Here is a 26,669-nt window from a genome sequence, read left to right as displayed (position 1 = left end):
ACGGGCCCCCGGCCAGGGTGAGACCCATGCCGAAGCTTCTCTCCCGCCGAAGAGGCGTGCCCACCGGCGGCCCGCCCCGCGGCCCCCGCAACCCCTACGCCGCCCTCTTCGCGATACCCGGGGCCACCGCCTTCACCGCGGGCAACCTCATCGCCCGGCTGCCCATGGGCATGTTCAGCGTGAGCGCCGTCATCATGATCTCCGGGGCCCGCGGTTCGTACGCCCTGGCCGGTGCCGTCACCGCGACCGGCCTCGCGGCGACCGCCGTGGTCGCGCCCTGGACGGCACGGCTCGTCGACCGGTACGGACAGGCGCGCGTCGCCGTGCCCGCCACCGTGATCGCCGCGCTCGGCTCGCTCTCACTGCTGCTCTGTGTGCGCTACGGAGCGCCCGACTGGACGCTCTTCGCCTCGTACGCGGCCACAGCCACCACCCCGAACACGGGCGGCATGTCCCGGGCCCGCTGGGCCCACCTCCTCAAGGGCGACACCGCGGCCGCGCACACCGCCAACTCCTTCGAACAGGCCGCCGACGAGCTCTGCTTCATGCTCGGCCCCGTCCTCGCCGCCTTCCTCTGCGGTGCGCTCTTTCCGCAGGCGGGCACCTTGGTCGGCGTGGTCCTGCTGGTGACCGGGGTGCTCGTCTTCGCCGCCCAGCGGGCGACGGAACCTCCGCCGCGAGGGCGTACGGACGCCGCCGACAGCACACGATCGCCCCTCCGCGCGCGCGGGATGCCCGCCCTCCTGGTCGCCTTCCTCGCCACCGGTGCCGTGTTCGGCTCCCTGGAGGTCGTCACGATCGCCTTCGCCGACGCGCAGGGGAACAAGGCCGCCGCGGGTGTCGTCCTCGCCCTCCAGGCCGCGGGCTCCTGCGCGGCGGGGCTCGTCTACGGGGCCGCGAAACCGCGTGGCCCGCTGGTGCGCAGGCACCTGCTGTGCGGCGCGGCGATGGCGGCCCTGATGACGCTGCCGCTGCTCGCGGTGACCGTCACGGACTCGCTGATCGTCCTCTCCCTGGCCCTGCTCGTCGCGGGCATGGCCACGGCTCCCACGATGGTCACCGGTATGACGCTGGTCCAGCGCCGCACCCCCGAGGGGCGGCTCAACGAAGGCATGACCCTCGCCGTGACCGGCCTCCTCGGGGGCATCGCGTGCGGTGCCTCGGGCGGCGGCTGGGCCGTGGAGCGGTTCGGCCCCGCCGCGGGCTACTGGGTGCCGGTGGCCGCCGCCTGCACCGCCCTGCTGCTCAGCAGCGCGCAGGCTTGCGCCACGAGCACTCCACGTCGCCGTTCTCCTCGGCCGCGCGTACCGAGCGGGGTCTGACCGGCTCGGCCCTGTCCGCGGTCGAGGAGGCCAGGGTCACGACGATCGCGTCCTCCAGGGCCTTCACCGAGGAGGGAAGGTAGTTGTTGAGGATGATGCTGAAGACCAGTTCGCGCCCGTCCTTGTCCTTCACGTAGCCGGACAGCGCGGACGCCCCCGTCAGCGAGCCGGTCTTGGCGTGGACGTTGAGGGCCGCCGGGGTCCCGCACATCCGCGAGCGCAGCGTGCCGCCGCCGGTCTTGCCGGGCGCGCACGCCACCGGCAGGGACTTGTACCAGTCGTCGAACCAGGGCTCGCCCTTCACCGAACGCAGCAGTCCGATGTACTGCTCCGCCGCGACGTTGTCCTTGCGCGAGAGCCCGGAGCCGTCCACCTGGCGGATCTTGCCGGGGTCGACACCGGCGGTCTTCAGATAGCCGCCGATCGCGGCGATCCCGTCGCCCCAGCTGCCCGGCCGCCCGGTCGCCTCGTACCCCATCGCCTTGGTCAGGGACTCCGCGTGCATGTTGTTGGACAGCTTCATGAAGGGGATCATGAGGTCCTTGACCGGCATGGAGTCGTGCGAGGCGAGCCTCTTGGCCCCCTTGGGCGCGGCGGTCCCGGTCCTGGTCGGGCCGCTCACCTTCACGCCGTGCGCGGCGAGCGCGTCGCGGAAGACGGCGGCGGCGTACCCGGTCGGCTCCCAGACGGTCACCCACTCCTTGGTGGTGTCCCCGCCGGCCGGCACCGTGCCGCTGACGGTGATGGTGTTCTCGCCGTGCCGCCGCTCCACGGCGATGGTGTCGTCGCCGCCCGCGGCGACGGTGGCCGCCCGCAGGTCGATGTCCACGTAGTCCGTCTTCGGCGTGACGCTCACGCGCGGCTTCGCCCCCGCCTTCGCCCCCGGCGAGACCTCGACGATGACGGTCCCGGTGTCGTAGTCCGTGTCGGGGGCGACACTGAGCGCGCTGATCTGCGCCGCGTAGTACGCGGACTCGTCGTCGCCGCCCCACGTGTCGCCGACGCGCTGGGCGTCGAAGCGGGTGTCGTCGGCGACCAGGCGCCCCGAGACCCGCCTGATCCCGGAGTCCGCGATCTTCGCGGCGAGGCCGTCGTAGTCCTTGGCGAGCGTCGTCGGATCGCCTGTGCCGCGCAGATACAGGTCTCCATGGAGCACGTTCCCGCGCCGCGGGCCGTCGGAGAGGACGTCGGTGGTGAAGCGGTGGTCGGGTCCGAGCAGCTCCATGGCGGCGGCCGAGGTGAGCAGCTTGGTGTTGGAGGCGGGCATGAGGCGCCCGCTGGGCAGGTGCTGGTAGAGGGTGTCGCCGGACGCGGCGTCGGCGACCACGACACTGGCCGTGCCGCCCTCCATGCGGGGGTCGCCGAGGATGGTGTCGATGGCTTCGGGGAGCCCGGACCGGTCGGAGTCGGCCCCGGCCGGCGGCCCGAAGGAGAGGCCGGCCGCCGCGACGGCGAGCACGGCGGGCCAGATCCAGTGGCGCATGCGGTTGTTGACGCGTCTCACGGGTCTACTCATGACCCTGGAGCATCCCCGACCCGGTCGCGTCGCGACAGACCCCGCTCCGTACGGAACGGGAAACGGCACCGGAAACAGCACGGAAAGAGCCCCCTGGTCCGGGGACCAGGGGGCTCTTTCCTCACATGGGAATTGTGGAGATGGCGGGAATCGAACCCGCGTCCAACGGTGCAGAATCAGGGCTTCTCCGTGTGCAGTTCGCTGCGATTTTCTCGGCCCCGGCGATCACGCGAACAAGTCGCCGACGGGCCCAGTCACTGTTTGATTTCCTTCCAGGTCCCGTGACCGGGCCTAGAAGTTTAGTTCCCTAGCTGATGCCAGGATCCGGGTCGGGAACAGCCCCGGGCTGACACTTCGCAAGTCGCTACTTAGGCAGCGAGGGCGAAGGAATCGCGCTTGGTGTTGGCGATTATTTTTTGCGACATATGGTTTACGAGATCATTGCCGCTTCCTCGACACGCTTCCCCTGCTTCGACATCCGCTGTCGAAACCGATCATCCCCATGTTGATTTTTCAAAGTGGATCTCTGGTCCGCCTCGCAGTGGACCTTCGATCCCGCTCGCCCCGTCACCAGCGGAGCAAGCCCCATCGTACGTGACCAACGCACGACCGTGCCAGCCTATTCCCGCGGACGGCGGACCGGCGGCCCCGACGGGCCCGCGGCCGGCTGCTAGCCGATGCCCTGGCGCCGGCGCACCGCCGAGACCTCGCGGTTCGTCTCGCGCGTGTCCTGCTTCTCGCGGAGCGTCTGCCGCTTGTCGTACTCCTTCTTGCCCTTGGCCAGGGCGATCTCCACCTTGACCCGGCTGTCCTTGAAGTACAGGGCGAGCGGCACGATCGTGTGCCCCGTCTCCTTCGACTTCGACTCCAGCTTGTCGATCTCCGCGCGGTGCAGCAGGAGCTTGCGCTTCCGCGTGGCGGAGTGGTTGGTCCAGGTGCCCTGCACGTACTCCGGCACGTGGATGTTGTGCAGCCACGCCTCGCCGTGGTCGATGTGCACGAAGCCGTCCACGAGGGAGGCCCTGCCCATGCGCAGCGACTTGACCTCGGTGCCCATCAGGACCAGGCCGCACTCGTAGGTGTCCAGGATGTGATAGTCGTGCCGCGCCTTCTTGTTCTGCGCGACCATCTTGCGGGCGGGAGCCTTCTCAGCGGCCTTCGCGGCCTTGCGCTTTACCTTTTCCTTCGCCATAGTCCGGCTATTTTCGCACTACGAGGGGGGTCCGAGGCCAGTCAATACTGTCTCGGCCCGCTCTTTGGCCCCGTGCTCGGCCTCCAGGTCCGGCGTGATGCCCCTGCCGTCCACCGCCCGCCCCGACGGAGTGCGGTACTCCCCGACGGTCAGCTCGGCCACGGAGCCGTCGGGGAGGCGGCTCGGCATCTGGACCGAGCCCTTGCCGAAGGTCCGCGTGCCCACCACGACCGCGCGCCCGCGGTCCTGCAAGGCGCCCGTGAGCAGCTCGGCCGCGCTCATCGTGCCGCCGTCGACGAGCGCGACCACCGGTCTGCCGGTGTCACCGCCGCGCTCGGCGTGCAGGGCCTTCTGCTCGCCCCGTACGTCGTACGTCGCCACGAGACCGCCGTCGACCAGGGCGGACGCGGCGGTGACCGCCTCCGCCACCAGGCCGCCCGAGTTCCCGCGCAGGTCAAGAAGGATGCCCGCGCCGTCGGGTGCCTCGCGCACCGCGTCCCGCACGGCCTCGCCCGAGCCCTTGGTGAACGCGTCGACCTTGATCAGCGTCGCGCCGCCGGACAGCTCGGTGACCGTGACGGAGTCCGTGGAGAGCCGGGCCCTGCGCAGCGTCTCGCTCCACGCGCGCGTGCCACGCTCCAGGCCGAGCTTCACCGGTGTGCCCGCGCGGTCGCCGCGCAGCAGGGAGACGGTCTCCGTGACGGGGCGGCCCGTGACGCGGCGGCCGTCGACGGAGCGCAGCCGGTCGCCCGCGCGGATGCCGGCCAGGGCCGCGGGGCCGCCCTCGCGCACCCGGGAGACCTCGATGTGCCCGTCGGCCGCGCGGCGCGCCCACAGGCCGACGCCGGTGTAGGCGCCGTCGAGTGCCTGCTCGAACTTCTGGAACTCCCCGTGCGAGTACACCGAACCCCAGCGGTCCCCGCTGCGGCTGACGGCCTCCTCGGCGGCCTCCTTGGCGGACTTGCCGTCGGCCATGGCCTCGGCGGCGGCGTCGGCCGCGTCGTCGGCGGTGCCGTCGAGCGGGGCCGCGGCGTCCGAACGTACCGAAGGAGAGGGCGTTTTCCGGCCGTCGCCGGCCTCGTCGCTCCAGGACCCGGTGGCGGCCCCGGTGACGAGAACACTCGCGAACACCAACGTCAGGGTCGCCCCGCGGCGGACACGGCGGGGCGGTGAGAACCGGTCCACGAACCGGTCGAGGCCTGACATGCCGGTGAGTCTAGGACAACCGGGGGCGCCGCACGGTTGGTTGAACCGTGCGGCGCCCCGTTTCGCTGTGCGTGTCCGTCACACCTTGAGGTACTTGCGCAACGCGAAGAACGCGGCGAGCGCGGGCATCAGCAGGCCGATCGCGAGGACCAGCGGCAGCTTCGCGAGAACCGCGTCCCAGCCGATGAAGTTGATGAGGTTGATCTTCTCGGAGAGCGCGAGACCGTGGTCGATCATGAAGTAGCGGCCCACGACGAGCATTCCGCAGGCGAGACCGCCGCCGATGAGTCCGGCGACCGCGGCCTCCATGATGAACGGCATCTGGATGTAGAAGCTGGACGCGCCGACGAGACGCATGATGCCCGTCTCCCGTCTGCGGCTGAACGCCGAGACGCGCACGGTGTTGACGATCAGCATCAGCGCCACGACGAGCATGAGCGCCATCACGGCGACCGCCGCCCAGTTCATGCCGTTGAGCAGCTCGAAGAGGTTGTCCAGATAGTCCTTCTGGTCCTGCACCGACTGCACGCCGTCACGGCCGGAGAAGGCGGTGGCGACCACCTGGTACTTCTCCGGGTCCTTCAGCTTGACGCGGAACGACTCCTGCATCTGGTCCGGCGTCAGGGAGCTGGCCAGCGGGGAGTCGCCGAACTGCTCCTTGTAGTGCTTGTACGCCTCGTCCGCCGACTCGTGCTGGACGGTGTCCACGACCGGCATCTTCTTCAGATCACCGAGGATCTGGTCCTTCTGCTCGTTCGTGACGGCACCCTTGGCGCACTTGGGGTCCTGCTCGGCGTCCGCCTTGTTGCAGAGGTAGATCGAGACGTTGACCTTGTCGTACCAGTAGCCCTTCATCGTGCTCACCTGGTCACGCATGAGCAGCGAGCCGCCGAACAGGGCGAGCGAGAGCGCTACGGAGACGATCACCGCGAAGGTCATCGTGAGATTCCGGCGGAGACCGACGCCGATCTCCGACAGGACGAACTGGGCGCGCATGACGGCCTTTCAGTGGATCAGGTGGATCAGGTGAATCAAGTGGGTCAGTGCTGGTACCCGTACACGCCGCGCGACTGGTCGCGGACGAGACGGCCCTTCTCCAGCTCGATGACACGCTTGCGCATCTGGTCCACGATCTGCTGGTCGTGGGTGGCCATCACGACGGTGGTGCCGGTCCGGTTGATCCGGTCGAGCAGCTTCATGATGCCGACGGAGGTCTGCGGGTCGAGGTTGCCGGTCGGCTCGTCGGCGATCAGCAGCTTGGGGCGGTTGACGAACGCGCGCGCGATCGCCACTCGCTGCTGCTCACCTCCGGAGAGCTCGCCGGGCATCCGGTCCTCCTTGCCGCCGAGGCCCACGAGATCGAGCACCTGGGGAACGGACTTGCGGATCTCGCCGCGGGACTTGCCGATGACCTCCTGCGCGAAGGCGACGTTCTCGCCGACGGTCTTGTTGGGCAGGAGGCGGAAGTCCTGGAAGACGGTGCCCAGCTGGCGGCGCATGTGCGGCACCTTGAAGTTGGACAGGCGCGCGAGGTCCTTGCCGAGGACGTGCACCTGGCCGTGGCTGGTGCGCTCCTCGCGCAGGACGAGCCGCAGGAAGGTGGACTTTCCGGAGCCGGAGGACCCGACCAGGAAGACGAACTCGCCCTTCTCGATCTCGAGGGAGACGTCCCTCAGTGCGGGGCGGGTCTGCTTCGGGTAGGCCTTGGAGACGTTGTCGAATCGGATCACGGATGCACCACGGGTTGCCGGGGGTAGGTGAGCGTGACCATACGCGAAGCCGGTGGGCGAGCGCAGTCGGCGTCCTGAGTTGCACGATTTGTCACCGCGCAGTCGGGGAACAAATGGGGTAATGCCCTGGCGGGGCGGTGACGCGTCGATCGGTCGGAAACCGTCGGAATGCGGCGGGCCGCGCCGAAATCCGCGGAAGCTGGCACAGTGGTAGGGGGAACGATCGGGTTCCCCGTAGCGTTGGGCAGGCTGAGACTGTGCGGGAGGAGAAGCGCATGACCCTGGATCGGTTGGTATGCGCGAACTGCGCAGCGCCCGTGAGTGAAGGCCGCTGCCCCGTGTGCCGGGCCAGTCGCGAGCGACTGCAGCAGGACGGCCCCTTCGCGGGGCTCAATCCCGCGGCTCTGATAGCGCTGCTCGTGGTGCTGATCGCGGCGGTCGCGCTGCTGGCGCACCAGTCCGCGTAGCGACAGGTCGCACGCGGCGTGGAGACAGAGACAAGGCGCATGAGGAAGGGCCCGGAACTCGCGAGAGTTCCGGGCCCTTCCTCGTGTCGTGCGCCGCGCGCGTCGCCGTACGTGGCTACACCGTCACCGTCAGGCAGTGGCGCCGCGGTTGCCGACGAGGCGCGGCAGGAGGCGGAAGCCGATGCCGCCGGCGATCATCGTCGCGGCACCGATCAGCAGGAAGGTGGTCTCGGCGGCGCCGGTCTCGGCCAGCTCGCCCTTCTCACCCTTGTCGGCGTTGCTGCCGCCCTGCTCGACCGGCTTGGAGCCGGTGTCGGTCAGGCTGTCCTTGCCCTGGCCCTGCTCGACCGGGTTGGAGCCGCCGTCGGGGTCGGTGTCGTTGCCGCCACCGCCGGTGCCGCCACCGTTGTCGTTGCCGCCGCCGTTGCCGCCGCCGGTGTTGCCGCCGTTGCCGCCGTTGCCACCGCCGGTGCCGTTCCCGTCACCCGGGGCGGTCGGGTCGGAGGTGGGCGGGTCGTTGGGGTTCGGGTTCGTGGGCTCGCTGGTGGGCGGGTCCGTGGGGTCCTGGGTGGGCGGGTCCGTCGGCTCCTGCGTGGGCGGAACCGTCGGGTCCTGGGTGGGCTCGGTCGGGATCACGGTGGGCGGGTCCGTCGGCTCTTCGTCGTCCGGGCCCGGCAGGTCCACGTCCACACCGACGCCGCTCTCGTCCGCGTGGGCGCCCGCGCCCACACCGCCGAGGTCGACGCCGACGTCGAGTGCTGAGGCGGCACCCGCGGCGGTCAGCGAGGCACCGGCGGCGATCACCGCACCGGCGGCTATCCGCGCGACACGGATCCGCGTCTTCTTCGTCATCTGGCTGCTACCCCCAGTAGCTAATCGTCAATGAGGCAGCGTCCGGGGCGGCGACCGCCGGGGCGCTCGATCGGCCCCCACAGATCCCACACGCCCCACGAATACGCATGCCGCGCGCCAGCCTTTCCACTTTTCCCAGCAGCGTCAAGGTCGTTGCGGGCGCGATGTCCGATATCGAGGCAGTTGACCGTCGTACGGAGATACGACTGTGACGCAAAAGGCAACTGCCGCCTTTGTGGCGGCAGTTGCCTTGTCGATAAAGCCGCTCAGGGCGGTTGCTACTTCTCCTGCTGCTTGCGCCAGCGAATTCCGGCTTCGAGGAAACCGTCGATCTCGCCGTTGAACACGGACTCGGGGTTGCCGACCTCGCAGTCCGTACGGAGGTCCTTGACCATCTGGTATGGGTGCAGGACGTACGAACGCATCTGGTTGCCCCAGGAGTTGCCGCCGTCGCCCTTGAGGGCGTTCATCTTCGCCTGTTCCTCCTGGCGGCGGCGCTCGAGGAGCTTCGCCTGGAGGACGTTCATCGCGGTCGCCTTGTTCTGGATCTGCGAGCGCTCGTTCTGACAGGAGACGACGATGCCGGTCGGGATGTGCGTCAGGCGGACCGCGGAGTCGGTCGTGTTGACGCCCTGGCCGCCGGGGCCCGACGAGCGGTACACGTCGACGCGCAGCTCACTCTCGTCGATCTCGATGTGGTCGGTCTGCTCCACCACGGGGAGGATCTCGACGCCGGCGAAGGAGGTCTGGCGGCGGCCCTGGTTGTCGAAGGGCGAGATGCGCACGAGGCGGTGGGTGCCCTGCTCCACGGAGAGCGTGCCGTAGGCGTACGGGACGTTGACGGCGAAGGTGGTCGACTTGATGCCGGCCTCTTCCGCGTACGACGTCTCGTAGAGCTCCGTCTTGTAGCCGTGGCGCTCGGCCCAGCGCAGGTACATGCGCTGGAGCTTCTCGGCGAAGTCGGAGGCGTCGACGCCGCCGGCCTCGGCACGGATGGTGACGACGGCCTCACGGGAGTCGTACTCACCGGAGAGGAGGGTGCGGACCTCCATCTCGTCCAGCGCCTTCTTGACGGCCGTGAGCTCGGTCTCGGCCTCGGCGCGGGTGTCCGGGTCGTCCTCCTCCTCGGCCATCTCGAACAGCACGCTGAGGTCGTCGATGCGACCGCGCAGCGCCTCCGCCTTGCGGACCTCCGCCTGGAGGTGGCTCAGCTTGCTGGTGATCTTCTGCGCCGCCTCGGGGTCGTCCCAGAGGGACGGGGCGGCCGCCTGCTCCTCGAGCACGGCGATATCGGCCCTCATCTTGTCGAGGTCCAGGACGGCCTCGATCGACTCCATGGTCGAGGAGAGGGACTTGAGCTCTTCGGATACATCGACGACTGCCACGACTCCAGCGTAACGGCTGCGGCAACCGTTTCCCTCCGGGGTGCTCAGCGGTCATCGCCGCGCCGCCCGGGGCCCCGCTAGGGGGCCGGAGGGGCCGAGGTGCTGCTGTCCGGGGGTGCGGACTCGCCGTCGGACGTGGCCGCCCACGTGCCCGCGGCGGCCGCGGCGACCAGCACCGCCCCCGCCACGCCGAGCGTGATCCGGCGGCGCCGTGCCGACGCCCGGTGCTTCGCCGAGCCCGGCCGTGCCGCCCCCGAGGCCCGCGGGGCGCGCGCCGTGCCGCGGGCGCCGCCGGCCAGCTCGTCGGGTCCCGGCACCCGCATGGAGGTGTGCGTGTCGCGGTTGGAGTCGGCGGGCGCCGCCCCCGGCACCAGGGGGACCGCGCCCCGCCGGGGAGCGGCCTCGCGCGGCTCCGGGTCGGACTCCTCGTGCGCCTCCTCGGCCGGGGAGTCCTCCGTGTCCGGCTCGTCGACGTCCAGCGGCGGCATCCCCGCGACCAGCGGCAGCAGCTCCCGCAGGCGCGCGGCCAGCTCGGAGGCGCGCAGCCGCGAGGCGGGGGCCTTGGCGAGGCACTGGACGAGGAGCTGCCAGAGCTCCTCGGGGATGCCGGGCAGGGGGACGACCGTCTCGGTGACGTGGCGCCGCAGGATCGCCCCGGGATGGCCGCCGCCGAAGGGGGTGAAGCCGGCGAGGAGCTCGTAGAGGACCGTGGCCAGGGCGTAGATGTCGACGGCGGCGCGCGGCGGCAGGCCCTCGATGATCTCGGGGGCGAGATAGTCCGGGGTGCCGATGATCTTCGTGGCGCGGGTCCTGCGCGGTGAGTCGATCAGCTTGGCGACGCCGAAGTCGGTGAGCAGGGCGGGGTGCGAACCGCCGGGTCCGAGCGGGCCCTGCATGTCCAGGAGGACGTTCTCGGGCTTGACGTCCCGGTGCACGATGCCCGCGGCGTGGGCGGCGGCGAGCCCGTCGGCGACGTCCGCGACGATGGCCACGGCCGCCTCGGGGGCCATGCGCCGCTCGCGGTCGAGGCGGGTGCGCAGGTCCGTGCCGCGTACGAGGTCCATGACGAGGGCCAGGTCGTTGCCGTCGACCACGAGGTCGTGGACGCCCACCACGCGCGCGTGGTCGAGGCTGAGCAGGGCCGTGCGCTCCTGGACGAAGCGGCCGACGAGTTCCTGGTCGGAGGCCAGGTCCTCGCGCAGCAGCTTGATGGCGACGGGGCCTTCGGGCCCCTCGCCGAGCCACACCGTGCCGGCACTGCCACGGCCCAGGATCTGGTGGGCGGTGTACCGGCTGCCGATCTTGCGCGTCAAGACTGCTCCTACGGATGCGTGTTGGCGACAAAACTACGCGGCCTTGCCGCCAACCTTCACTCCGGGAGCAGAAATCACTCTGCGGGTGTCGACAAATCCCCAGAGTCGGCCAGGAATTGCGCCGAGGCGGCCAGGAATGGCGCCGGCCGGGGATTGTCGCTCCGGTGCCCGCCCGCTATTTGCCGCCGAGATCCCCGGCCCAGCCGCTGACCGTGTCGTACCAGTCCGTGAGCTGCTCCCAGTAGCCCTTCGTCGTCCCGATCCACTCCTGGAGCGGGCTGAACTCCCAGACCAGCCAGCTCACGACGAAGAGGATGACGATCGTGAACAGGCAGCCCTTGAGGCAGCCGAGGCCCGGGATCTTCATCGGGCTGGCACTGCGCTGCCTCGGCTCACGCGGCTCGCGCGCGGGGCGCGGGACGGGCTGCTGGGGCGGCGGAGCCTGCGGGGGCGCCGCGTACTGCTGGGGCTGCTGCTGCGGCTGGTGCTGCTGCGGCGCGGGGGCGTACTGCTGCGGGCGCTGCCCGCGGGGCTGCTGCGGCGCGTACTGCTGGGGGCGCTGCTGCGGCGGCTGCTGCTGGGGCCTGGCCACCTGACGCTGGGGGCGGCGGCGCAGCGGGTCCTGGCCGGGGTCGAGGTACGACTGGACCTGCGTCTGTTCGTTGCGGTCGCGGGCCGCGCGCATCTGGTTCTGCCAGGGGTGCGGATCGTTCGGGTCCGCCCCGGGGTCGTTCGACGGTACGGGCGGCATGACCGAGGTCGGGTCGGCGTCGCCGGGGCCCGGTCCGTGGCCGGTGCTCCGCATGACGCTGGTCGCCGCGTTCGGGTCGTACGAGCCCGCGTTGCTCGGCAGCACCTGCGTGGGGTCGGCCGCGCCGGGGGCGTCGGGGACGGGGGCGGGTGCCGGGTCCGGCATCAGCAGGGCGCCCACGCCCTCCGCGGCGGCGATCTGCGCCGGGGTGGAGTGCACGCCGATGCCCTCGGCGACCGTACGCAGGCCGCGGGCGAGGTTCTCCGCACTGGGGCGGCCGTCGGGGTTCTTGTCCAGGCAGCGCTCGATGACCGTCCACAGCGGGTCGGGCACGGTGGAGGGGCGGCGCGGCTCGGCGCTGAGGTGCTGGTGCAGGACTTCGAGCGCCGAGTCGCCGCTGAACGGCGGGCGGCCCGTGACCAGCTCGTACAGCAGGATGCCCGCGCCGTAGACGTCGACGGCGCTGGTCTGCGGGCGGCCCTCGGCGGACTCGGGAGCCACGTACGCGGGCGTGCCGACGAACTCGTGGGTCCGGGTCAGCCCCGGAGAGTCCGCGAGGCGCGCGATGCCGAAGTCCGTGAGCATCGGGTGCATGCCCTCGCCGTCCTGCTTGAGCAGGACGTTGGCGGGCTTCAGGTCCCGGTGCACGACGCCGTCGGCGTGGCTGGCGGCGAGCGCGTCGGCGATCTGGGCGGTCAGGAGGGCCGCGGCGACGGGCGTGAACGGTCCGTTGTCCCGCAGGTAGCGGTGCAGGTCCGGGCCCTCGACGAGGTCCATGACCAGGGCGAGGAGGTCTCCCTCGACGACCAGGTCACGCGTCCTGACGATGTTCTGGTGCGTGAGCCTGAGCAGGACGGAGCGCTCCCGCAGAAAGCGCATCACGACGTCCGCGTCGTTGGCGAGCTCTTCCTTGAGGACCTTGATCGCGACGGTCTCGCCGGGCTGGCCGGGAACGGCCGCCTCGGCACCCGCCGTCTCCCGCTGGCGGGCTCGCCAGACGGTGCCCGTGGCGCCGCGCCCGAGCGGCTCCTCGAGCAGGTACTTGCTGCCTACCGGCCGCACGTCATGCGCTCCCTGCTGGTCTGGCTGGTCCCGTCCGGGCGGGGGTGCCGCCCGGGGGTCTGTCCGAAGGTGTTCCGACCCACTGTAGTGCCGTCGAACAGGGCACCGGCCGGTCGGATTCCGCCCGGCCTCTTCTTTCCCCGGCGTTCCGGATCGTCGTCCGGTGGATAGACGCCCGCCCGTGGCCATTGGTTGCCGAGTGGTCCCGGATCGGCCCGCATCCGAGAACGACCGGAGATAACCGCAACGGTCCAAGCAGGCACTTTTCCGAGCAGAGCCGACCATTCAAGATCACAAACGTGTGGCCGCCGGGCGTGTTGTCAGTGGCAGGTGACAGGATGCCTCCAGTACTGGCCGACGTGCCCGTGTGCGGTGGGGGGAATCACAGCGCAAGTCCCCGTGCCGGGCGCCCAGCGCAGAAGGGACCGCTGACGGCGATGCAGATCCGGCTGACCGTCCTCGGGCCGCGCAGCGGCCGGACCGAGCAGCAAGGCCGCCCCACGGCGGCGACCGGGGCGCAGGGCGCCTGTGACGTCCTGGTCACCGCGCCCGCGGGGACCGCGCTCGCCGCGGTGGCCTCGGGCCTCGCCACGGCCGTCGCGGGCGCCGAGAGCCCCCTCGTGCTGTACGCGGGCCCGGAGCGCCTCGACGCCCAGCGGTGCACGCTCGGCGAGCCTCCCCTGATCGACGGCGCGGTGCTCTCCCTGGGCGCCCCCGGCGAGCCCGGCCCCGAGCTGGCCGAGGCCGCGGCCCAGCTGCACGTGGTGGCGGGCCCCGACGCCGGCGGTGTCCATCTGCTGCACGGCGGCCAGATCCGCGTCGGCCGGTCCGCGGAGGCGGACGTCCCGCTGGACGACCCCGACGTCTCCCGGCTGCACTGCGCGGTCACCCTCACCGCGGACGGCCGTGTCACCGTCGCGGACCTCGGCTCGACGAACGGCACATCGGTGGACGGCAGGGAGGTCACCGACCGCCCCGTGCCGGTCTCCCCCGGCTCCCTGCTCCGGATCGGCGAGTCGGCGCTGCGCCTCACGGACGGCGCCCTCGGCCCGGCCGCCGGGACGGGCGGGGCCCCGACGACGGCCCCCGACGGCGAGGGGCACGTGCGCGTGCGGCCGCCCGAGCAGCCGCAGCCCGCCTTCCGTGCGCCGTCCCGGACCCCGGAGGGCGCCAGCCACCACGCTTACGGCTCGGCGAGCTGGGGGGCGGCCGGTGACGGCGGCGCGGCCATGGGGGCGCACGACAGACCGGGGCAGCCCGGCACCCACGAGGCATATGGCCCCCCGGAGCCGTACGGAAGCGGTGCGTTCGGCCCGGCGGGACAGGACCCGGCCGCCGTGCCCGCGCAGGGCGGCCTGCCCGGCACCGACCGGTCCCGCACGGGGACGCCCCCGCGCGGCACGACGGTGCCGCGCTCCCTGCGCAGGCGCGGCGGCCTCTCCGCCTGGGCCCGGCGCCTGACCGGGGCCAGGGACGGCGAGCAGGACCGGACCGACGCCGCGACCCCCGGCAGGTACGAGGACGAGGGCTACGACGGCTTCGCCGACGAGGAGTACGCCGCCGTTCCCGAGCCCACCCCGGAGGAGCTGGCGGTGGCCGCCGCCGCCAGGACCCCGGAGTCCTGGCCCGACCCCGCGGCCCTGCTGCTCACGGCGCTCGGCCCGGGCCCCCGCCTCTGGGAGCGCGGCCCCGGCCACCCGGAGGCCCTGGCGGTGCGGCTCGGCACGGTCGACCGGATCGGCCCCGGCGACCGGGGGCCGCTGCCCGCCGTGCCCGTCACGGTCAGCCTGCGGGAGGCGGGCGCGCTCGGCCTCGCCGGGCCCCGTGAGCGGCTGAGCGGCCTGGCCAGAGCCGTCGTCGCACAGCTCGGCGCACTGCACTCCCCCGACACGCTGGAGATCGTGCTGATCAGCACGGACCGGGGCCGCCCCACCGCGCGGCGCACCGCCGAGTGGGCCTGGCTCGGCTGGCTCCCCCATCTGCGGCCCACGCACGGCCAGGACTGCCGGCTCCTCCTCGCCTACGACCGCGAGCAGGCCGGGGCCCGCACGGACGAGCTCCTGCGCCGCCTGGACGACCGCCTCGCCGACGAGGCCGGGGCCGGGGTGGCGGACGCGGCCGGTGCGGGGGCCGGGGCGCCCGAATCGCTCACGGTCGTCATCGTCGACGGCGACCCGGGAGCCGCCGGGCTGCGGGAGGCCACCACCCGCCTCGCCGGGGAGGGCGCCCGCGCCGGGATACACGTGGTCTGCCTCGCCGAGACCGAGGCCGCCTCGCCCGCGTCACCGGTCCTGGAGACGTACGAGGCGGCCTGCGCGGTCTCACCGGCCTTTCGCGCGTGCGGAGCCGTGGCGCTCCTCAGCGGGGACGTGGCGACCGCGCTGCGGCTGATGCGGACGGCGGGCGGCAGCCCCGCGGGGCACGGCACCGTCGCCGCGGTGGACGCCGTGTCGGCCGCCTGGGCCGAGCGGTTCGCGCGGGCCCTGGCGCCGCTGCGCTCGGACGGCGCACCCGGCGAGGGGCACACGCGCGTGTCCGCGCCCCTGCCCCAGGCCGCGCGGCTCCTCGACGAGCTGGGGCTCGCGCGGGCCACACCCGCCTCGCTGATGGCGCGCTGGGCGGCGGCGGCCGACGACCCCGAGGCGCTCGGCGGCCGTGCCCTCGCGGTGCTCGGGGCGGGACCGCGCGGCCCCGTCGTCGCGGACCTCGCCGCCGACGGGCCGCATCTGCTCGCCGAGGGCCCGCCGGGCAGCGGGCGTACCGAGCTGCTGCGCTCCCTGGCCGCGTCCCTCGCCGCCGCCGAGCGGCCCGACCGGCTCGGCATCGTCCTCGTCGACGGACGGGACAGCGGCGGCTCGGGCGGGACCGCAGGACGGCAGGGCGCGGGCCTCGGGGTCTGCACCGACCTGCCGCACGTCACGACGCATGTGGTGGCCAACGACCCCGTACGCATGCGGGAGTTCGCCCAGTCCCTCGCCGCCGAGCTGAAGCGGCGCTCGGAGCTCCTCGGCAGGCTCGGCTTCGCCGAGTGGCACACGCAGCGGGAGGTGTCGGGGCGGATGGTGGCCCAGCGGTCGCAGTCGTCCTCCGGCACCGGAGCCTTCAGGACGTCCGCGGCCAGGGCGTCCGGTGCGGCGGGCGGCTCGGGGACCGCCGGAGCCGCCGGGTCCGCCGGAGCCGCCAGGGCGCCGGGCGCGTACGACGCCTCCGGCGCGGCGGGCCTCGCCGGGGCTTCCGCGGCGCCCGGTGCCGGGGCTCCCGGAGCGCCCGCCGACGCCTCGCCCGGCACGGCCGACGCCCCCGCCACCCCCTCCGTACCGCCCCAGACGGCCGGCGGTGACATAGACGCGCCGCCCAGTGCCACGATGCGGCTGCGGCCCGCCGCCGCGCACCGGCGTGTGGAGCCGGGGCCGCCGCTGCCCCGGCTCGTCGTGCTCGTCGACGACTTCGACGCGCTGCTCTCGCCCGCCCTGGGTTCACCCGGGCGGCCCGCGGCCGGGTCCGTCGTCCGCGCGCTGGAGGCCGTGGCGCGCGACGGGGAGCGGCTCGGGGTGCATCTCGTGGCGTCCACCGGCCGCAGCGAGCGGATGCCGGAGACCGAGCTCGGGCAGCGGGCCTCGTTGCGCGTGGCCCTCGACGCGGTGACCGCTGGTCCCGAGGAACCGGCCCCCGGGCGGGGCGAGCTGCGCTCACCGGACGGCCGGGCCACGCCCTTCCAGGCGGGGCGGGTCACGGGACGCATTCCCCGTACGGCGACGCTGCGGCCCACGGTCGTGCCGCTGGAGTGGGAGCGGATGGGCGATCCGCCGGCCAGGCGGCCCGTGCGCGAGCTGGGCAACGGCCCGACGGACCTCGCCCTGCTCGCGAGCGCCCTGGAGCGCGCCGCGCGTTCCGTGTCGGCGGAGCAGGTGCCGTCTTTACTCTGAGCGGGACCGCCGCCGGCCGCTCCCGGCGGCTCCACGCCCGCTCGGCGCCGTCGGCGGCACCCTCGCGCCCCGTGGTGACTATCCGCACCCGTAGTGCGAAAAGACCGCTTCTCCAGGCATGACGGCACGTCACAACGCCATTACGATCAGCGAGTTGACAGCGCAGGCCATCTTGCCGCCCCTCCCCGCGCGGGCGTAGACCAGACCGCGACGGGACTCGCCAGGGAAGAGAACGGGGCAGTGATGCGCAGCACTCTTCGTACACGCAGGGCTTCGCAACATCGGCGTACCACCGCCAGGATCGCCGCGGCCGTCGTCGCGGGCGCCCTCGCGCTGACCGTCACCGCGTGCGGTGGCGACGACAAGGGCGACGACGACGGGGACAAGAGCGGGGGCAAGGACACCGGGACGGCGCTGAAACTGCCGAAGCTGGACGGGGAGAACGTCTCCGTGGCAGCCGTGTGGGGCGGCACGGAACGCAAGGTCTTCCTCAAGGTCCTCGACGAGTTCGAGAAGAGGACGGGTGCCAACGTCTCCTTCGTGCCCGCGCAGGACCCCATCATCAGCTTCCTGGAGTCGAAGGTGGCGGGCGGGCAGCCGCCGGACGTCGCGATGCTGCCGCAGGTCGGCGCGATCGAGCAGGCCGTGGCGAACAAGTGGGCCAAGCCGGTCGGTCCTGAGGCGCGGAAGCAGTTGGAGAAGAACTACGCGAAGGGCTGGCAGGACCTCGGCGCGGTCGACGGCAAGCAGTACGGCGTGTACTTCAAGGCCGCCAACAAGTCGCTGGTCTGGTACAACACGAAGGTCTTCGAGAACGCGGGCGTCAGCGTGCCCAAGACCTGGGACGACTTCATGAAGACGGCCCAGATGATCTACGACTCGGGTGTGCCGCCGGTATCGGTGGCGGGCGCCGACGCGTGGACCCTCACCGACTGGTTCGAGAACATCTACCTCTCGCAGGCGGGCCCCGAGAAGTACGACCAGCTCGCCCAGCACAAGATCAAGTGGACGGACCCGTCCGTCAAGGACGCGCTGACCACGCTGGGTGAGCTGGTCGGCAAGAAGGGCTTCGTCGCGGGCGGCGCGACCGGTGCGCTCCAGACCGAGTTCCCGGCGTCCGTGAAGCAGACCTTCAAGAGCGGCGACCAGCCCGACGCGGGCATGGTCTTCGAGGGCGACATGGTCTCGCTGGCGATCTCGGAGACCAAGGCGAAGGTGGGGACGGACGCCAAGGTGTTCCCCTTCCCCGCGGTCGGTGACGAGTCGCCCGCCGTGGTCGCCGGTGACGCGGCCGTGGCGCTGAAGGACAGCAAGGGCGCGCAGGCGCTGCTCACGTTCCTGGCCTCGCCCGAGTCGGCGAAGATCTGGGCCGAGGCGGGCGGTTTCCTCTCGCCGAACAAGAACCTGGACACGGCGGCGTACCCGAACGACGTGCAGCGCAACATCGCCAAGAACCTGATCGCGGCCGGTGACGACATCCGCTTCGACATGTCCGACCAGACCCCGCAGGCCTTCGGCGGCACGCCGGGCAAGGGCGAGTGGAAGGCGCTCCAGGACTTCCTGAAGAACCCGAAGGACGTGGCGGGCACCCAGAAGGTGCTGGAGACCGCCGCCGCCAAGGCCTACAAGGACTGACGCGGTGACGACCGCGAAGGCCGGTGGCAGCCCCGAGGTGGCGCCACCGGCCCCGACCCCGCGCAAGAGCGTGACCGGCACCCGCAAGTCGATGGCACTTCTGTTCCTGCTGCCGGCCCTGGTGCTGCTCGGCGCGCTCGTCCTCTACCCCATCGGGTACTCGCTGTTCCGCAGCTTCTTCGACGACTCGGGCGACTTCACGGCGTTCGGCAACTACAAGACGCTGTTCACGGACGACAGCATCCGGACCGCCATCAAGAACAACGCGATCTGGGTGGTCGTGGCGCCCACCGTCGCGACCGCGCTCGGCCTGATCTTCGCCGTGCTCACCGAACGGGTGCGCTGGGGCACGGCGTTCAAGCTCGTCATCTTCATGCCGATGGCGATCTCCATGCTCGCGGCGGGCATCATCTTCCGGCTCGTGTACGAGTCGGACCCCGACCGGGGCGTCGCCAACGCGGTGGCGGTGAGCGTGCACGACACGTTCGCCGAGTCCTCCGCGTTCCCCCAGGCGCACCCCAGCATGAAGTCGCCCATGAAGAACGCCGGCGGCGGTGCCTTCATCACCCGTGAGCCGGTACGGGCGGGCACCCCGGTGGTGCTTCCGCTGGTCGGCGTGGCGCCGGGGACCATGCCGGACGGCGCGAAGCCGGCGAAGCCCGCGCAGGCCGACCCCGACCAGGTCACCGGGACGGCCTGGCAGGACTTCACGCGCGGCAAGGGCCGGGGGGAGATCAACGCCCCCGACACCGCCGAACTCGGCTACGACGGCATCAGGATCGAGGCGGTCAGGAACGGCGAGGTCGTCGCCTCCACGGAGGCGAACGCCGACGGCACGTTCGCCCTGCCGAAGGCTGCGGACGGGGCGCAACTGCGCTACCCGGCATCGAACTTCCGCGAGCCGTACAACGGCATCGAGTGGCTCGGCCCGACGCTGATCACGCCCTCGATCATCGGCTCCTACCTGTGGATGTGGGCGGGCTTCGCGATGGTCCTGATCGCGGCGGGCCTGGCGAGCGTGCCGCGTGAACTCCTGGAGGCGGCACGCGTGGACGGCGCCAACGAGTGGCAGGTGTTCCGCCGGGTGACGGTGCCGCTGCTCGCCCCGGTCCTCGCCGTGGTGCTGGTCACGCTCATGATCAACGTACTGAAGATCTTCGACCTGGTCTTCGTGATCCCGCCGGGCTCCTCGAAGGACGAGGCGAACGTGCTGGCGGTCCAGCTCTACAACTCGGCGTTCCTCGACAAGGACTCGGGGGTGGCGAGCGCCATCGCGATGCTGCTGTTCCTCCTGGTCATCCCGGTGATGCTGTTCAACATCCGGCGCATGCGGCGGGAGGCCAGGCGATGACCGCCCAGACCGAGACAGTCAAGGCCAAGCAGTCCCTGGGCGGGCGCGTGGCGTCCGTGCTGGGCAGCACGGCGCTGCGGGTGTTCCTGGTGCTCGTGGGCCTCTTCTGGCTGGTGCCGACGATCGGCCTGCTGATCGGCTCGTTCCGCACGCCGTCGGACATGAGCGAGAGCGGCTGGTGGAAGGTGTTCTCCGCGCCTTCGAAGATGACGCTGGAGAACTACAGCAACCTCCTCAAGGACGAGACGATCACCGACTCGATCCTGTCCAGCGTCATGATCACCGTCCCGGCGACGCTGCTCGTGGTGATCATCGGCTCGCTCGCCGGCTACGCCTTCGCGTGGATGGAGTTCCCGGGCCGTGACTGGTGGTTCCTCGGGGTCGTCAGTCTTCTCGTGGTGCCCGTGCAGGTGGCGCTGGTGCCGATCGCCGACCTCTTCGGCAAGGTCGGCATCTTCGAGACGACGATCGGCGTCATCACCTTCCATGTGGCGTTCGGCCTGCCGTTCGCGATCTTCCTCCTGCGGAACTTCTTCGCGGAGATCCCGCGTGAGCTCCTGGAGGCGGCGCGTCTGGACGGCGCGGGGGAACTGCGGCTGTTCTTCCGGGTCGTGATGCCGCTGGGGGCGCCGGCGATCGCCTCGCTCGGCATCTTCCAGTTCCTCTGGGTCTGGAACGACATGCTGATCGCGCTGATCTTCGCCGACTCCAAGAACCCGCCGATCACGGTCGCGCTCCAGCAGCAGGTGCGGTTCTTCGGCGACAACGTGCAGGTCCTGGCGCCCGGCGCGTTCATCTCGATGGTGATCCCGCTGGCCGTGTTCTTCGCCTTCCAGCGGCAGTTCGTGTCCGGTGTGATGGCGGGCGCCGTGAAGTAGTCACCGCGGCGGGACATTCGTCCGAACGGAGCCTTGCTGTTCCTCTTTTCCGACAACACGCCCGGTGAGCGAGGGGGCGACCGGCAGGCGCGGGGCAAAGTGGGCAAATGCACCGCATTGGGTTCACCCCGCGCCGGCTGCGCGCCGCCACGCGAAGCACGCGGTTCCGCATCGAGCGGGCCGCCGCCGGGCGGACGCGCGGCCGGACCTCGCGGCCCGAGCCGCTCCTCGCGCCCGTGCACCTCTCGCTGCGGGACAGCAGGACGCTCAACGTCGCCCTCGACGCCTCGGCCGCCGACGCCACGGACCGCGCCCGGCTGCTCATCACCCGCGGCCCGCGCAGGCTCGCCGTCCCCCTCGCCCACGAACCGGACACCGCGGGCACGCCGCTGCTCACCGCCACGGTCACCCTGCGGGACATGCGGGACGGGGTGTGGCGGCTCGCCGTCGAGACGCGGGGCGCCGACGGCCGCGTACGGCGCCGGGGTCTCACGCCCGCCGGTGACGCCGCCCCGCTCGCCACGCCGACCCTGCCGCACGCCCCCGACCCGCTGACCGGCACCCTCGTGCGGATCGTCAGGTGCCGCGGCGGGCGGGCCGCGCTCCAGGCCACGCGGTCGCTGCCGCGCGCGGAACTGGTGCGGTTCGAGCCGCGCGGGGACGGGATCACCGTGCGCGGACGGCTGGTGGGCGCTGCGCCCGGGGAGCGGTACGGGGAGGCCGTGCGGCGCAGGGACAAGGTGACCGTCCCCGTCGACGTGGAGTGGTCGGGCGCGGAGTTCACGCTGCGGGTGCCGCTCGCCGCGATGACCGGGGCCGGGGCGGGCCAGTGGGTGTGGGACCTCAGGGTGAGCGGTCTGCCGCTCGGGCGGTGGCTGTCCGACGTGCGGGACCCCTCCGCGGCCTGCCCCACGCCCTTCCGCGTCTTCGCGCTGCCGGACGGGGCGCTGGTGCGGGCGCACGCCCACTTCACCGGGACCGGCGCCTTCGCGGTGACGTGCTGGGACATCACCGGCCTCACCCGGGAGCACCCGGAACGCCCCCGCACGCCGCGGACCACCACCCGGGAGCGCACCAAGGAGACCTCATGAAGATCACGTACCTGCTCGGCTGGGGCGACGAGATGGGCGGCACCGAGCTGGCCACGTACACCCAGGCCAAGCACCTCGCCGAGCGCCCGGACGTCGAGGTCGAGGTCATCTCGGTCTTCCGCACCCGCGACGAGCCGTTCTTCGCCGAGGCGCGCGCCCTGCCCGTCCGCTACCTGGTGGACCGCACGCTCACCCCCGAGCGCCCGGTGCGCGCATCGGAGCTCGACGACGGAGCGTGCCGCACGCTGGCCGCGCTCCCCAGCGAGCTGATCAGGCCCGCCTGGGAGGACGCCTTCGACCGGCTCTCGGACATCGAGATGGCCGACGCCTTCGCGGGCCTGGACACCGACGTCCTGGTCACCACCACGCCCGCGCTGCTCGCCGCCGCCGTGACGCTCGTCCCCGCCCGGGTCGTCACCGTCCACCAGGAGCACCGCCCCACCCAGCGGCGCGGCACCTCCGGCGAGCCGCTGCTCCTGCACGCGCCGCGCCTGGACGCCCTCGTCACGCTGACCGGCCGCACCCGGGACTGGATCGCGGAGTCCCTCGGGCCCACCGCGCCCGAGCTCACCGTCATCCCCAACGCCGTGCCGGACGGCTTCAGGCCGCGCGCCGACGGCGAGGGCAAGGTCATCGTGATGGCGGCGCGGCTGACCGGCGAGAAGCGCGTCGACCACGCCGTGCGGGCCTTCGCCGAGGTCGCCGACGCGCACCCGGAGTGGACCCTGCGGATCTTCGGCGGCGGCCACCGCGAGCAGCATCTGCGGCGCCTGGTCGACGGCTTCGGCCTGCACGACCGCGTCGAACTGCTCGGCCCCTGCCAGGACATGGCCGCCGAGTGGGCGAAGGCCGGGCTCAGCCTGATGACCGCGGGGCACAACGAGGCGTTCCCGCTGGTCCTCCTCGAAGCGCTGGCCGCCGGGGTGCCGGTGGTCGCGTACGACGTGCTGACGGGGCCCGCGGAGATCGTGCGGCACCGCGTCGACGGGCTCCTGGTGCCGCCGGGGCAGATCACCGAGCTGGCCGTGGCCATGGACGAGCTGATGGGGGACGCGGCGAAGCGGCGCGGCTACGCCCGTGCCGCGCGCGAGGGCGTCTACGCGCGCTTCTCCTCGGCCGCGGTCACCGCCCGCTGGGAGGAGCTGTACCGGCGGCTCGTGGCGGGGCGCGGCCGTCCCGGGCGGCTGCGGGAGCGCGCCGACCGCGTGGCGCTCGGCGTCGCGTCCGGCGGCTGCGGGTTCCGGCCCACCGCCCCGCACACCTTCGACGCCGCGGCGGCGGCCGGCGAGCACTCCCGCGAGGACGAGATCATCGCCGCGGACACCACGGGCCGCGTCATCCGCTCGGTGGGCCGCCTCGCCGAACGCCGCGACGACGTCCTCGCCCCCCGCATGGCGGACTGGAACCTCGAACTGACCGCGGACGCCCTCGCGTCGCACGACGTCCCCTACATCAAGGTCCGCACCGTCGACGGCACGGCCCACACCCTCGCCGTGGCCGCCGAACACCGGGACCAGGCGCTCAAGGCCCTCGCCGGGGCGCTCGCCGGGCAGCCTGTCTACGCCGAGCTGGTCAACCCGCGCGACGCGGCGCCGGGCGCGGTCCTCGCCGAACGCCTCGACGCCATCGGCGAGGTGGCGGGCGTCAGGGTCTTCAAGCCGGTGACGACGACCACGCTGTCACTGCGGCACGGCACGGGCCAGGCCTGCACGGTGGCGTTCTGGCCGCGGACCGAGGGCGGCCCGCTGGGCACGGAGGGCTTCCGGGCGCCGTTCGGCGCGACGCTGGCCGGGGCGGAGCTGCCCTCGCTCACGCCGACGGCGACCCTGCGCGTGGCGGAGCGGGACCATCCCACCGTGGGCGTGTTCACCGAACTCCTCGTCAAGGACATCGACTTCCCCATCGACGCCGTCTACACCTGGGTCGACGACTCCGACCCCGAGTGGCGGGCCCTGCGCGACGCGGCGCGGGGCGGGGCGAGGGAGACCGCGGACGACGGCGCGGTGCGCTTCCGCAACCGCGACGAGCTGCGGTACTCGCTGCGCTCCCTCGCGATGTACGCGCCGTGGATCCGCCACGTCCACCTCGTCACGGCGGGCCAGCGCCCCGACTGGCTCGACGAGGACCATCCGGGCCTGACGGTCGTGGACCACCGCGACCTCTTCGCCGACCCGGGGGCGTGCCTGCCGACCTTCAACTCGCACTCCATCGAGTCCCAGCTCCACCGCATCGAGGGCCTGTCGGAGCACTTCCTCTACTTCAACGACGACATGTTCCTCGGCCGCCCCACCAACCCCGACACGTTCTTCCACAGCAACGGCATCGCCCGCTTCTTCTGGTCGTCGGCGTCCGTGCCCGACCTGCCGGTCTCCCCGGACGACGAGGGCTACCTGGGGGCCGCGAAGAACAACCGGGAACTGCTGCGCCGCGAGTTCGGCAGGACGACGACGCACAGCTTCTTCCACGTGCCGTACGCGCTGCGCCGCAGCATCCTCGCGGAGATCGCCGAACGGTTCCCCGAGGAGTGGCGGGCCACGTCCCGCAGCCGCTTCCGCTCGACCGCCGACCTCGCCGTCGTCTCGTCCCTGCACCACCACTACGCGTACCTCACCGGACGGGCCGTGCCCAGCGGCATCTCGTACGACTTCGTGGACATCGGGGACCGCAAGGACCACGCCCGGCTCGGGCGGCTGCTCCAGAACCGGGACCGGACGGCGTTCTGCATCGGCGAGTCGCACGACAGCGGCATGGCCGACGAGGAGATGGCGCTCGCCGTCCGGTCCTTCCTGACGGCGTACTTCCCGGTGCGCTCGCCCTACGAACGGCCGGGAGCCGTCACGGACGCGCCGTGAGGAACAGTTCGCGGACCACCCGCTCGGCGGCTCCCCCGTCGTCGTACGGGCAGAAACGGGCCCGGAAGGCGGAGCGCAGCGCCGCCGCCTCCGGGGAGTCCCAGCTCCCGTCCCTGAAGAGGTCCACCAGGGCGTCCTCGGTGGTGGCCGTCGCGCCGGGGGTCTCGCCGGGGCGCCCGGAGAGCACGTCGAAGTAGGTGCCGCGGGCCAGCCGGTAGGCCTGCCAGTCCGGGGCGTACGTCACGATCGGGCGGTCCAGGCAGGCGTAGTCGAACATCAGCGAGGAGTAGTCCGTGACGAGGGCGTCGGCGGCCAGGCAGAGGTCCTCCACGCGCGCGTGGCCCGTGACGTCGACGAGCTGCGGATGCCGGTCGAGCCCGGCGGCGGCGCCGTAGAAGTAGTGGGCGCGCACGAGCACGACGTACGAGGGTCCCAGCCGCTCGGCGAAGCGCGCGAGGTCCAGACGGGGCTGGAAGCCCTTCTGGTAGTCGCGGTGGGTGGGCGCGTAGAGCAGCACGGTCCGCCCGTCGCCGACGCCGAGCCCGGCGCGGATACGGGCGATCTCCTCGTCGCCCGTCGTGAAGTACACGTCGTTGCGGGGGTAGCCCGCTTCGAGCGGCCGGTAGGCGGCGGAGGGGTAGACCCGCTCCCAGACCTCCGTGGAGTGCGGGTTGGCGGAGAGGCTGAGGTCCCACTGGTCGGTGTGGTCGAGGACCTTCTGGAAGCTGATGCCGTGCGTGCCCGCGGGGTAGCGCCGCTGGTCCAGGCCCATCGTCTTCAGCGGCGTGCCGTGGTGGGTCTGGAGGTAGACCTGTCCGGGGCGCTTGGTGAAGCCGCCGGGGAAGCTGGAGTTGTTGACGAGGTACGTCGCTCTCGCCATCGCCTCCCAGTAGCCGCGGGAGCCCTCGATGACGTACTCCACGCCCGCGGGCACCTTGTGCTTGTTGCGGCTGGAGACCACCCACACGCCCCTGATGTGCGGGGCGAGTTCACGGGCCTTGGCGTGGATGGCGGCCGGGTTGCAGGAGACCCCGCGGTTCCAGTAGGCCCCGTAGACCGCGAGGTGGGGGTCGAGGGAGCGGTGCAGGTCGGCGCGGTAGACGGCGCGCATGGCGAGGGCGCGCAGCTTCTTCTTGCGCCGCTTGAGCTCCCTGGTGAGGCGCAGCCGCCGGGTGCCGGCCTCGCGGAGGCCCGCGTACGCGGCGTAGGAGGCGGCGGCGAGCGCCTTCTCCTCGGGGCCCCGGGGATGGCTTCGGGGCTCCCCGGGCTCCTCGGGCCCTTCGGCCGCGTACGTCCGGTACACCCGCGCCGCCTCGCGGAAGAAGTCGCGCCGGTCGGCCGCGCGGACGCGCCCCGGGTCGTCGAGGACGGCGATGAGGTGCGCGGCGGCGTGCGGCAGGAGCCGGGCGCGGTCGGCGGGTTCCGCGGCGTCGAGCAGCTCCTCGTACCGCTCGACGACGGCGAAGTGCTGCCCGCCCGGCGTCTTGGAGAAGCTGCCGCCGCGCCGCTCGCGCCAGCGCACGCACGGCCGGTCGAGGACGGCGACGCGGTCCCCGGCCCGCAGGGTCGCGGTGTGGACGGGCACCACGTCCTCGTAGGGCCCTTCGGAGAACGCGAGTTTCCGCTCGTGCCAGAAGGCGCGCCGGAAGAGGCGGTTCCAGGCGGCCGGGGTGTGGGCGAGCGGGTCGCCGGTGAGGCGGTCGCCGCCTGGCCGCACGTGTTCCCACCAGTCGACGCGGTCGTGCGCGAAGAGCAGGACGTCCGGCTCGCCGTGCTCGGCGGCGGCGGCGTCCAGGGCGTCGAGTGCGCCCGGCAGGAGCAGGTCGTCGCCATCGAGGAAGAGCAGGTGTTCGCCGGTGGCGCGGTCGGCGCCGGTGTTGCGGGCGGCGCCCGTCCCCGACCGCTCGGGCAGCCGTACGAGTTGCACGCGCGGGTCGCGCTCCGCATACTCCCCGGCGATCGCCGCACAGGCGTCCGGCGAGGCGTCGTCGACGACGATCAGCTCGACGTCGGCGAAGGACTGTCCGAGCACGGAGTCGAGGCATCCCCGCAGGTAGCCCTGGACGCGGTGGGCGGGGACGACGACCGAGAAGCGCGACATGACAACTGACCGTAGCCAGCCGGACACCGCCTGTCGAAG

18 protein-coding genes and 1 other RNA gene are annotated in these 26,669 nt (G+C 72.4%); 8 read left to right on the top strand and 11 right to left on the bottom strand.

What is annotated here, in order from left to right; all coding sequences use genetic code 11:
* The first annotated feature begins 26 nt into the window (after positions 1-26).
* The gene (locus tag ACZ6JY_RS00240; protein WP_469190670.1) at positions 27-1,322 is read left to right on the top strand and encodes an MFS transporter; all 1,296 of its coding nucleotides are present in this window, start codon (positions 27-29) and stop codon (positions 1,320-1,322) included.
* Here ACZ6JY_RS00240 and dacB read toward each other — a convergent pair.
* The 6 genes from dacB to ftsE all read right to left on the bottom strand — a co-directional run bounded on the left by dacB (position 1,246) and on the right by ftsE (position 6,966).
* Positions 1,246-2,838, bottom strand: coding sequence for a D-alanyl-D-alanine carboxypeptidase/D-alanyl-D-alanine endopeptidase (dacB, locus tag ACZ6JY_RS00235; protein WP_469190668.1), 1,593 nt, complete (start codon positions 2,836-2,838; stop codon positions 1,246-1,248). The genes ACZ6JY_RS00240 and dacB overlap by 77 nt on opposite strands.
* A 132-nt stretch (positions 2,839-2,970) precedes the next feature.
* Positions 2,971-3,340, bottom strand: a transfer-messenger RNA (tmRNA) gene (gene ssrA, locus ACZ6JY_RS00230).
* Positions 3,341-3,508: 168 nt separating this feature from the next.
* Complete coding sequence (smpB, locus tag ACZ6JY_RS00225) at positions 3,509-4,030, bottom strand: SsrA-binding protein SmpB (RefSeq protein ID WP_469190666.1); 522 nt, start codon at positions 4,028-4,030, stop codon at positions 3,509-3,511.
* Between the two features lie 18 nt (positions 4,031-4,048).
* Positions 4,049-5,236, bottom strand: a complete 1,188-nt coding sequence (locus tag ACZ6JY_RS00220; RefSeq protein WP_469190664.1) for a S41 family peptidase — start codon at positions 5,234-5,236, stop codon at positions 4,049-4,051.
* 78 nt (positions 5,237-5,314) lie between these two features.
* A complete protein-coding gene (ftsX, locus tag ACZ6JY_RS00215; protein WP_369214949.1) occupies positions 5,315-6,232 on the bottom strand; it encodes a permease-like cell division protein FtsX in 918 nt (305 codons plus the stop codon).
* A gap of 44 nt (positions 6,233-6,276) precedes the next feature.
* Complete coding sequence (gene ftsE, locus ACZ6JY_RS00210; RefSeq protein ID WP_030788113.1) at positions 6,277-6,966, bottom strand: cell division ATP-binding protein FtsE; 690 nt, start codon at positions 6,964-6,966, stop codon at positions 6,277-6,279.
* Between the two features lie 275 nt (positions 6,967-7,241).
* Between ftsE and ACZ6JY_RS00205 the strand changes: the two genes are divergently transcribed.
* Positions 7,242-7,433 (top strand): hypothetical protein, encoded by a 192-nt coding sequence (locus ACZ6JY_RS00205; protein ID WP_469190662.1) that lies wholly within the window; start codon positions 7,242-7,244, stop codon positions 7,431-7,433.
* 129 nt (positions 7,434-7,562) lie between these two features.
* Here ACZ6JY_RS00205 and ACZ6JY_RS00200 read toward each other — a convergent pair whose 3' ends face one another.
* From ACZ6JY_RS00200 to ACZ6JY_RS00185, 4 genes are all read right to left on the bottom strand, one after another.
* Positions 7,563-8,285, bottom strand: coding sequence for an LPXTG cell wall anchor domain-containing protein (locus ACZ6JY_RS00200; protein ID WP_469190660.1), 723 nt, complete (start codon positions 8,283-8,285; stop codon positions 7,563-7,565).
* Between the two features lie 278 nt (positions 8,286-8,563).
* The gene (prfB, locus tag ACZ6JY_RS00195) at positions 8,564-9,670 is read right to left on the bottom strand and encodes a peptide chain release factor 2 (protein WP_469190658.1); all 1,107 of its coding nucleotides are present in this window, start codon (positions 9,668-9,670) and stop codon (positions 8,564-8,566) included.
* A 77-nt stretch (positions 9,671-9,747) separates the two neighbouring features.
* Positions 9,748-10,983, bottom strand: a complete 1,236-nt coding sequence (locus ACZ6JY_RS00190) for a serine/threonine-protein kinase (RefSeq protein WP_469190656.1) — start codon at positions 10,981-10,983, stop codon at positions 9,748-9,750.
* Positions 10,984-11,158: 175 nt separating this feature from the next.
* Entirely contained in the window at positions 11,159-12,796 is a 1,638-nt protein-coding gene (locus ACZ6JY_RS00185; RefSeq protein ID WP_469190654.1) for a serine/threonine-protein kinase, read from the bottom strand.
* Between the two features lie 437 nt (positions 12,797-13,233).
* Here ACZ6JY_RS00185 and ACZ6JY_RS00180 point away from each other — a divergent pair, with 437 nt between their 5' ends.
* The 6 genes from ACZ6JY_RS00180 to ACZ6JY_RS00155 all read left to right on the top strand — a co-directional run bounded on the left by ACZ6JY_RS00180 (position 13,234) and on the right by ACZ6JY_RS00155 (position 24,529).
* Positions 13,234-16,722, top strand: a complete 3,489-nt coding sequence (locus ACZ6JY_RS00180) for an FHA domain-containing protein (protein ID WP_469190652.1) — start codon at positions 13,234-13,236, stop codon at positions 16,720-16,722.
* Between the two features lie 243 nt (positions 16,723-16,965).
* Positions 16,966-18,357, top strand: a complete 1,392-nt coding sequence (locus ACZ6JY_RS00175) for an ABC transporter substrate-binding protein (protein ID WP_469190650.1) — start codon at positions 16,966-16,968, stop codon at positions 18,355-18,357.
* Positions 18,358-18,427: 70 nt separating this feature from the next.
* Positions 18,428-19,708, top strand: a complete 1,281-nt coding sequence (locus ACZ6JY_RS00170; protein ID WP_469191855.1) for a carbohydrate ABC transporter permease — start codon at positions 18,428-18,430, stop codon at positions 19,706-19,708.
* Entirely contained in the window at positions 19,705-20,586 is an 882-nt protein-coding gene (locus ACZ6JY_RS00165) for a carbohydrate ABC transporter permease (RefSeq protein WP_469190648.1), read from the top strand. The genes ACZ6JY_RS00170 and ACZ6JY_RS00165 overlap by 4 nt, the downstream gene beginning before the upstream one ends.
* Before the next feature lie 107 nt (positions 20,587-20,693).
* Positions 20,694-21,677, top strand: a complete 984-nt coding sequence (locus tag ACZ6JY_RS00160; RefSeq protein ID WP_469190646.1) for a hypothetical protein — start codon at positions 20,694-20,696, stop codon at positions 21,675-21,677.
* Entirely contained in the window at positions 21,674-24,529 is a 2,856-nt protein-coding gene (locus ACZ6JY_RS00155) for a stealth conserved region 3 domain-containing protein (protein WP_469190644.1), read from the top strand. Before ACZ6JY_RS00160 ends, ACZ6JY_RS00155 begins: the two co-directional genes overlap by 4 nt.
* Here ACZ6JY_RS00155 and ACZ6JY_RS00150 read toward each other — a convergent pair.
* Positions 24,513-26,630: a bifunctional glycosyltransferase/CDP-glycerol:glycerophosphate glycerophosphotransferase gene (locus ACZ6JY_RS00150; RefSeq protein ID WP_469190642.1), complete on the bottom strand. Its 2,118-nt coding sequence runs from the start codon at positions 26,628-26,630 to the stop codon at positions 24,513-24,515. The genes ACZ6JY_RS00155 and ACZ6JY_RS00150 overlap by 17 nt on opposite strands.
* Positions 26,631-26,669: the final 39 nt, after the last annotated feature.

The organism is Streptomyces sp. NPDC046335, from assembly GCF_055587985.1.
Note: the sequence above shows the minus strand (reverse complement) of the source record. Positions and strands in the feature narration are given on the sequence as shown.

What these genes read in the sequence shown, in the direction of transcription:
- ACZ6JY_RS00240 (WP_469190670.1), top strand. Translation starts at nt 27, where the DNA reads ATGCCGAAGCTTCTCTCCCGCCGAAGAGGCGTGCCCACCGGCGGCCCG.
- dacB (WP_469190668.1), bottom strand. Translation starts at nt 2,838, where the DNA reads ATGAGTAGACCCGTGAGACGCGTCAACAACCGCATGCGCCACTGGATC.
- smpB (WP_469190666.1), bottom strand. Translation starts at nt 4,030, where the DNA reads ATGGCGAAGGAAAAGGTAAAGCGCAAGGCCGCGAAGGCCGCTGAGAAG.
- ACZ6JY_RS00220 (WP_469190664.1), bottom strand. Translation starts at nt 5,236, where the DNA reads ATGTCAGGCCTCGACCGGTTCGTGGACCGGTTCTCACCGCCCCGCCGT.
- ftsX (WP_369214949.1), bottom strand. Translation starts at nt 6,232, where the DNA reads ATGCGCGCCCAGTTCGTCCTGTCGGAGATCGGCGTCGGTCTCCGCCGG.
- ACZ6JY_RS00205 (WP_469190662.1), top strand. Translation starts at nt 7,242, where the DNA reads ATGACCCTGGATCGGTTGGTATGCGCGAACTGCGCAGCGCCCGTGAGT.
- ACZ6JY_RS00200 (WP_469190660.1), bottom strand. Translation starts at nt 8,285, where the DNA reads ATGACGAAGAAGACGCGGATCCGTGTCGCGCGGATAGCCGCCGGTGCG.
- ACZ6JY_RS00180 (WP_469190652.1), top strand. Translation starts at nt 13,234, where the DNA reads ATGCAGATCCGGCTGACCGTCCTCGGGCCGCGCAGCGGCCGGACCGAG.
- ACZ6JY_RS00175 (WP_469190650.1), top strand. Translation starts at nt 16,966, where the DNA reads ATGCGCAGCACTCTTCGTACACGCAGGGCTTCGCAACATCGGCGTACC.
- ACZ6JY_RS00165 (WP_469190648.1), top strand. Translation starts at nt 19,705, where the DNA reads ATGACCGCCCAGACCGAGACAGTCAAGGCCAAGCAGTCCCTGGGCGGG.
- ACZ6JY_RS00160 (WP_469190646.1), top strand. Translation starts at nt 20,694, where the DNA reads ATGCACCGCATTGGGTTCACCCCGCGCCGGCTGCGCGCCGCCACGCGA.
- ACZ6JY_RS00155 (WP_469190644.1), top strand. Translation starts at nt 21,674, where the DNA reads ATGAAGATCACGTACCTGCTCGGCTGGGGCGACGAGATGGGCGGCACC.
- ACZ6JY_RS00150 (WP_469190642.1), bottom strand. Translation starts at nt 26,630, where the DNA reads ATGTCGCGCTTCTCGGTCGTCGTCCCCGCCCACCGCGTCCAGGGCTAC.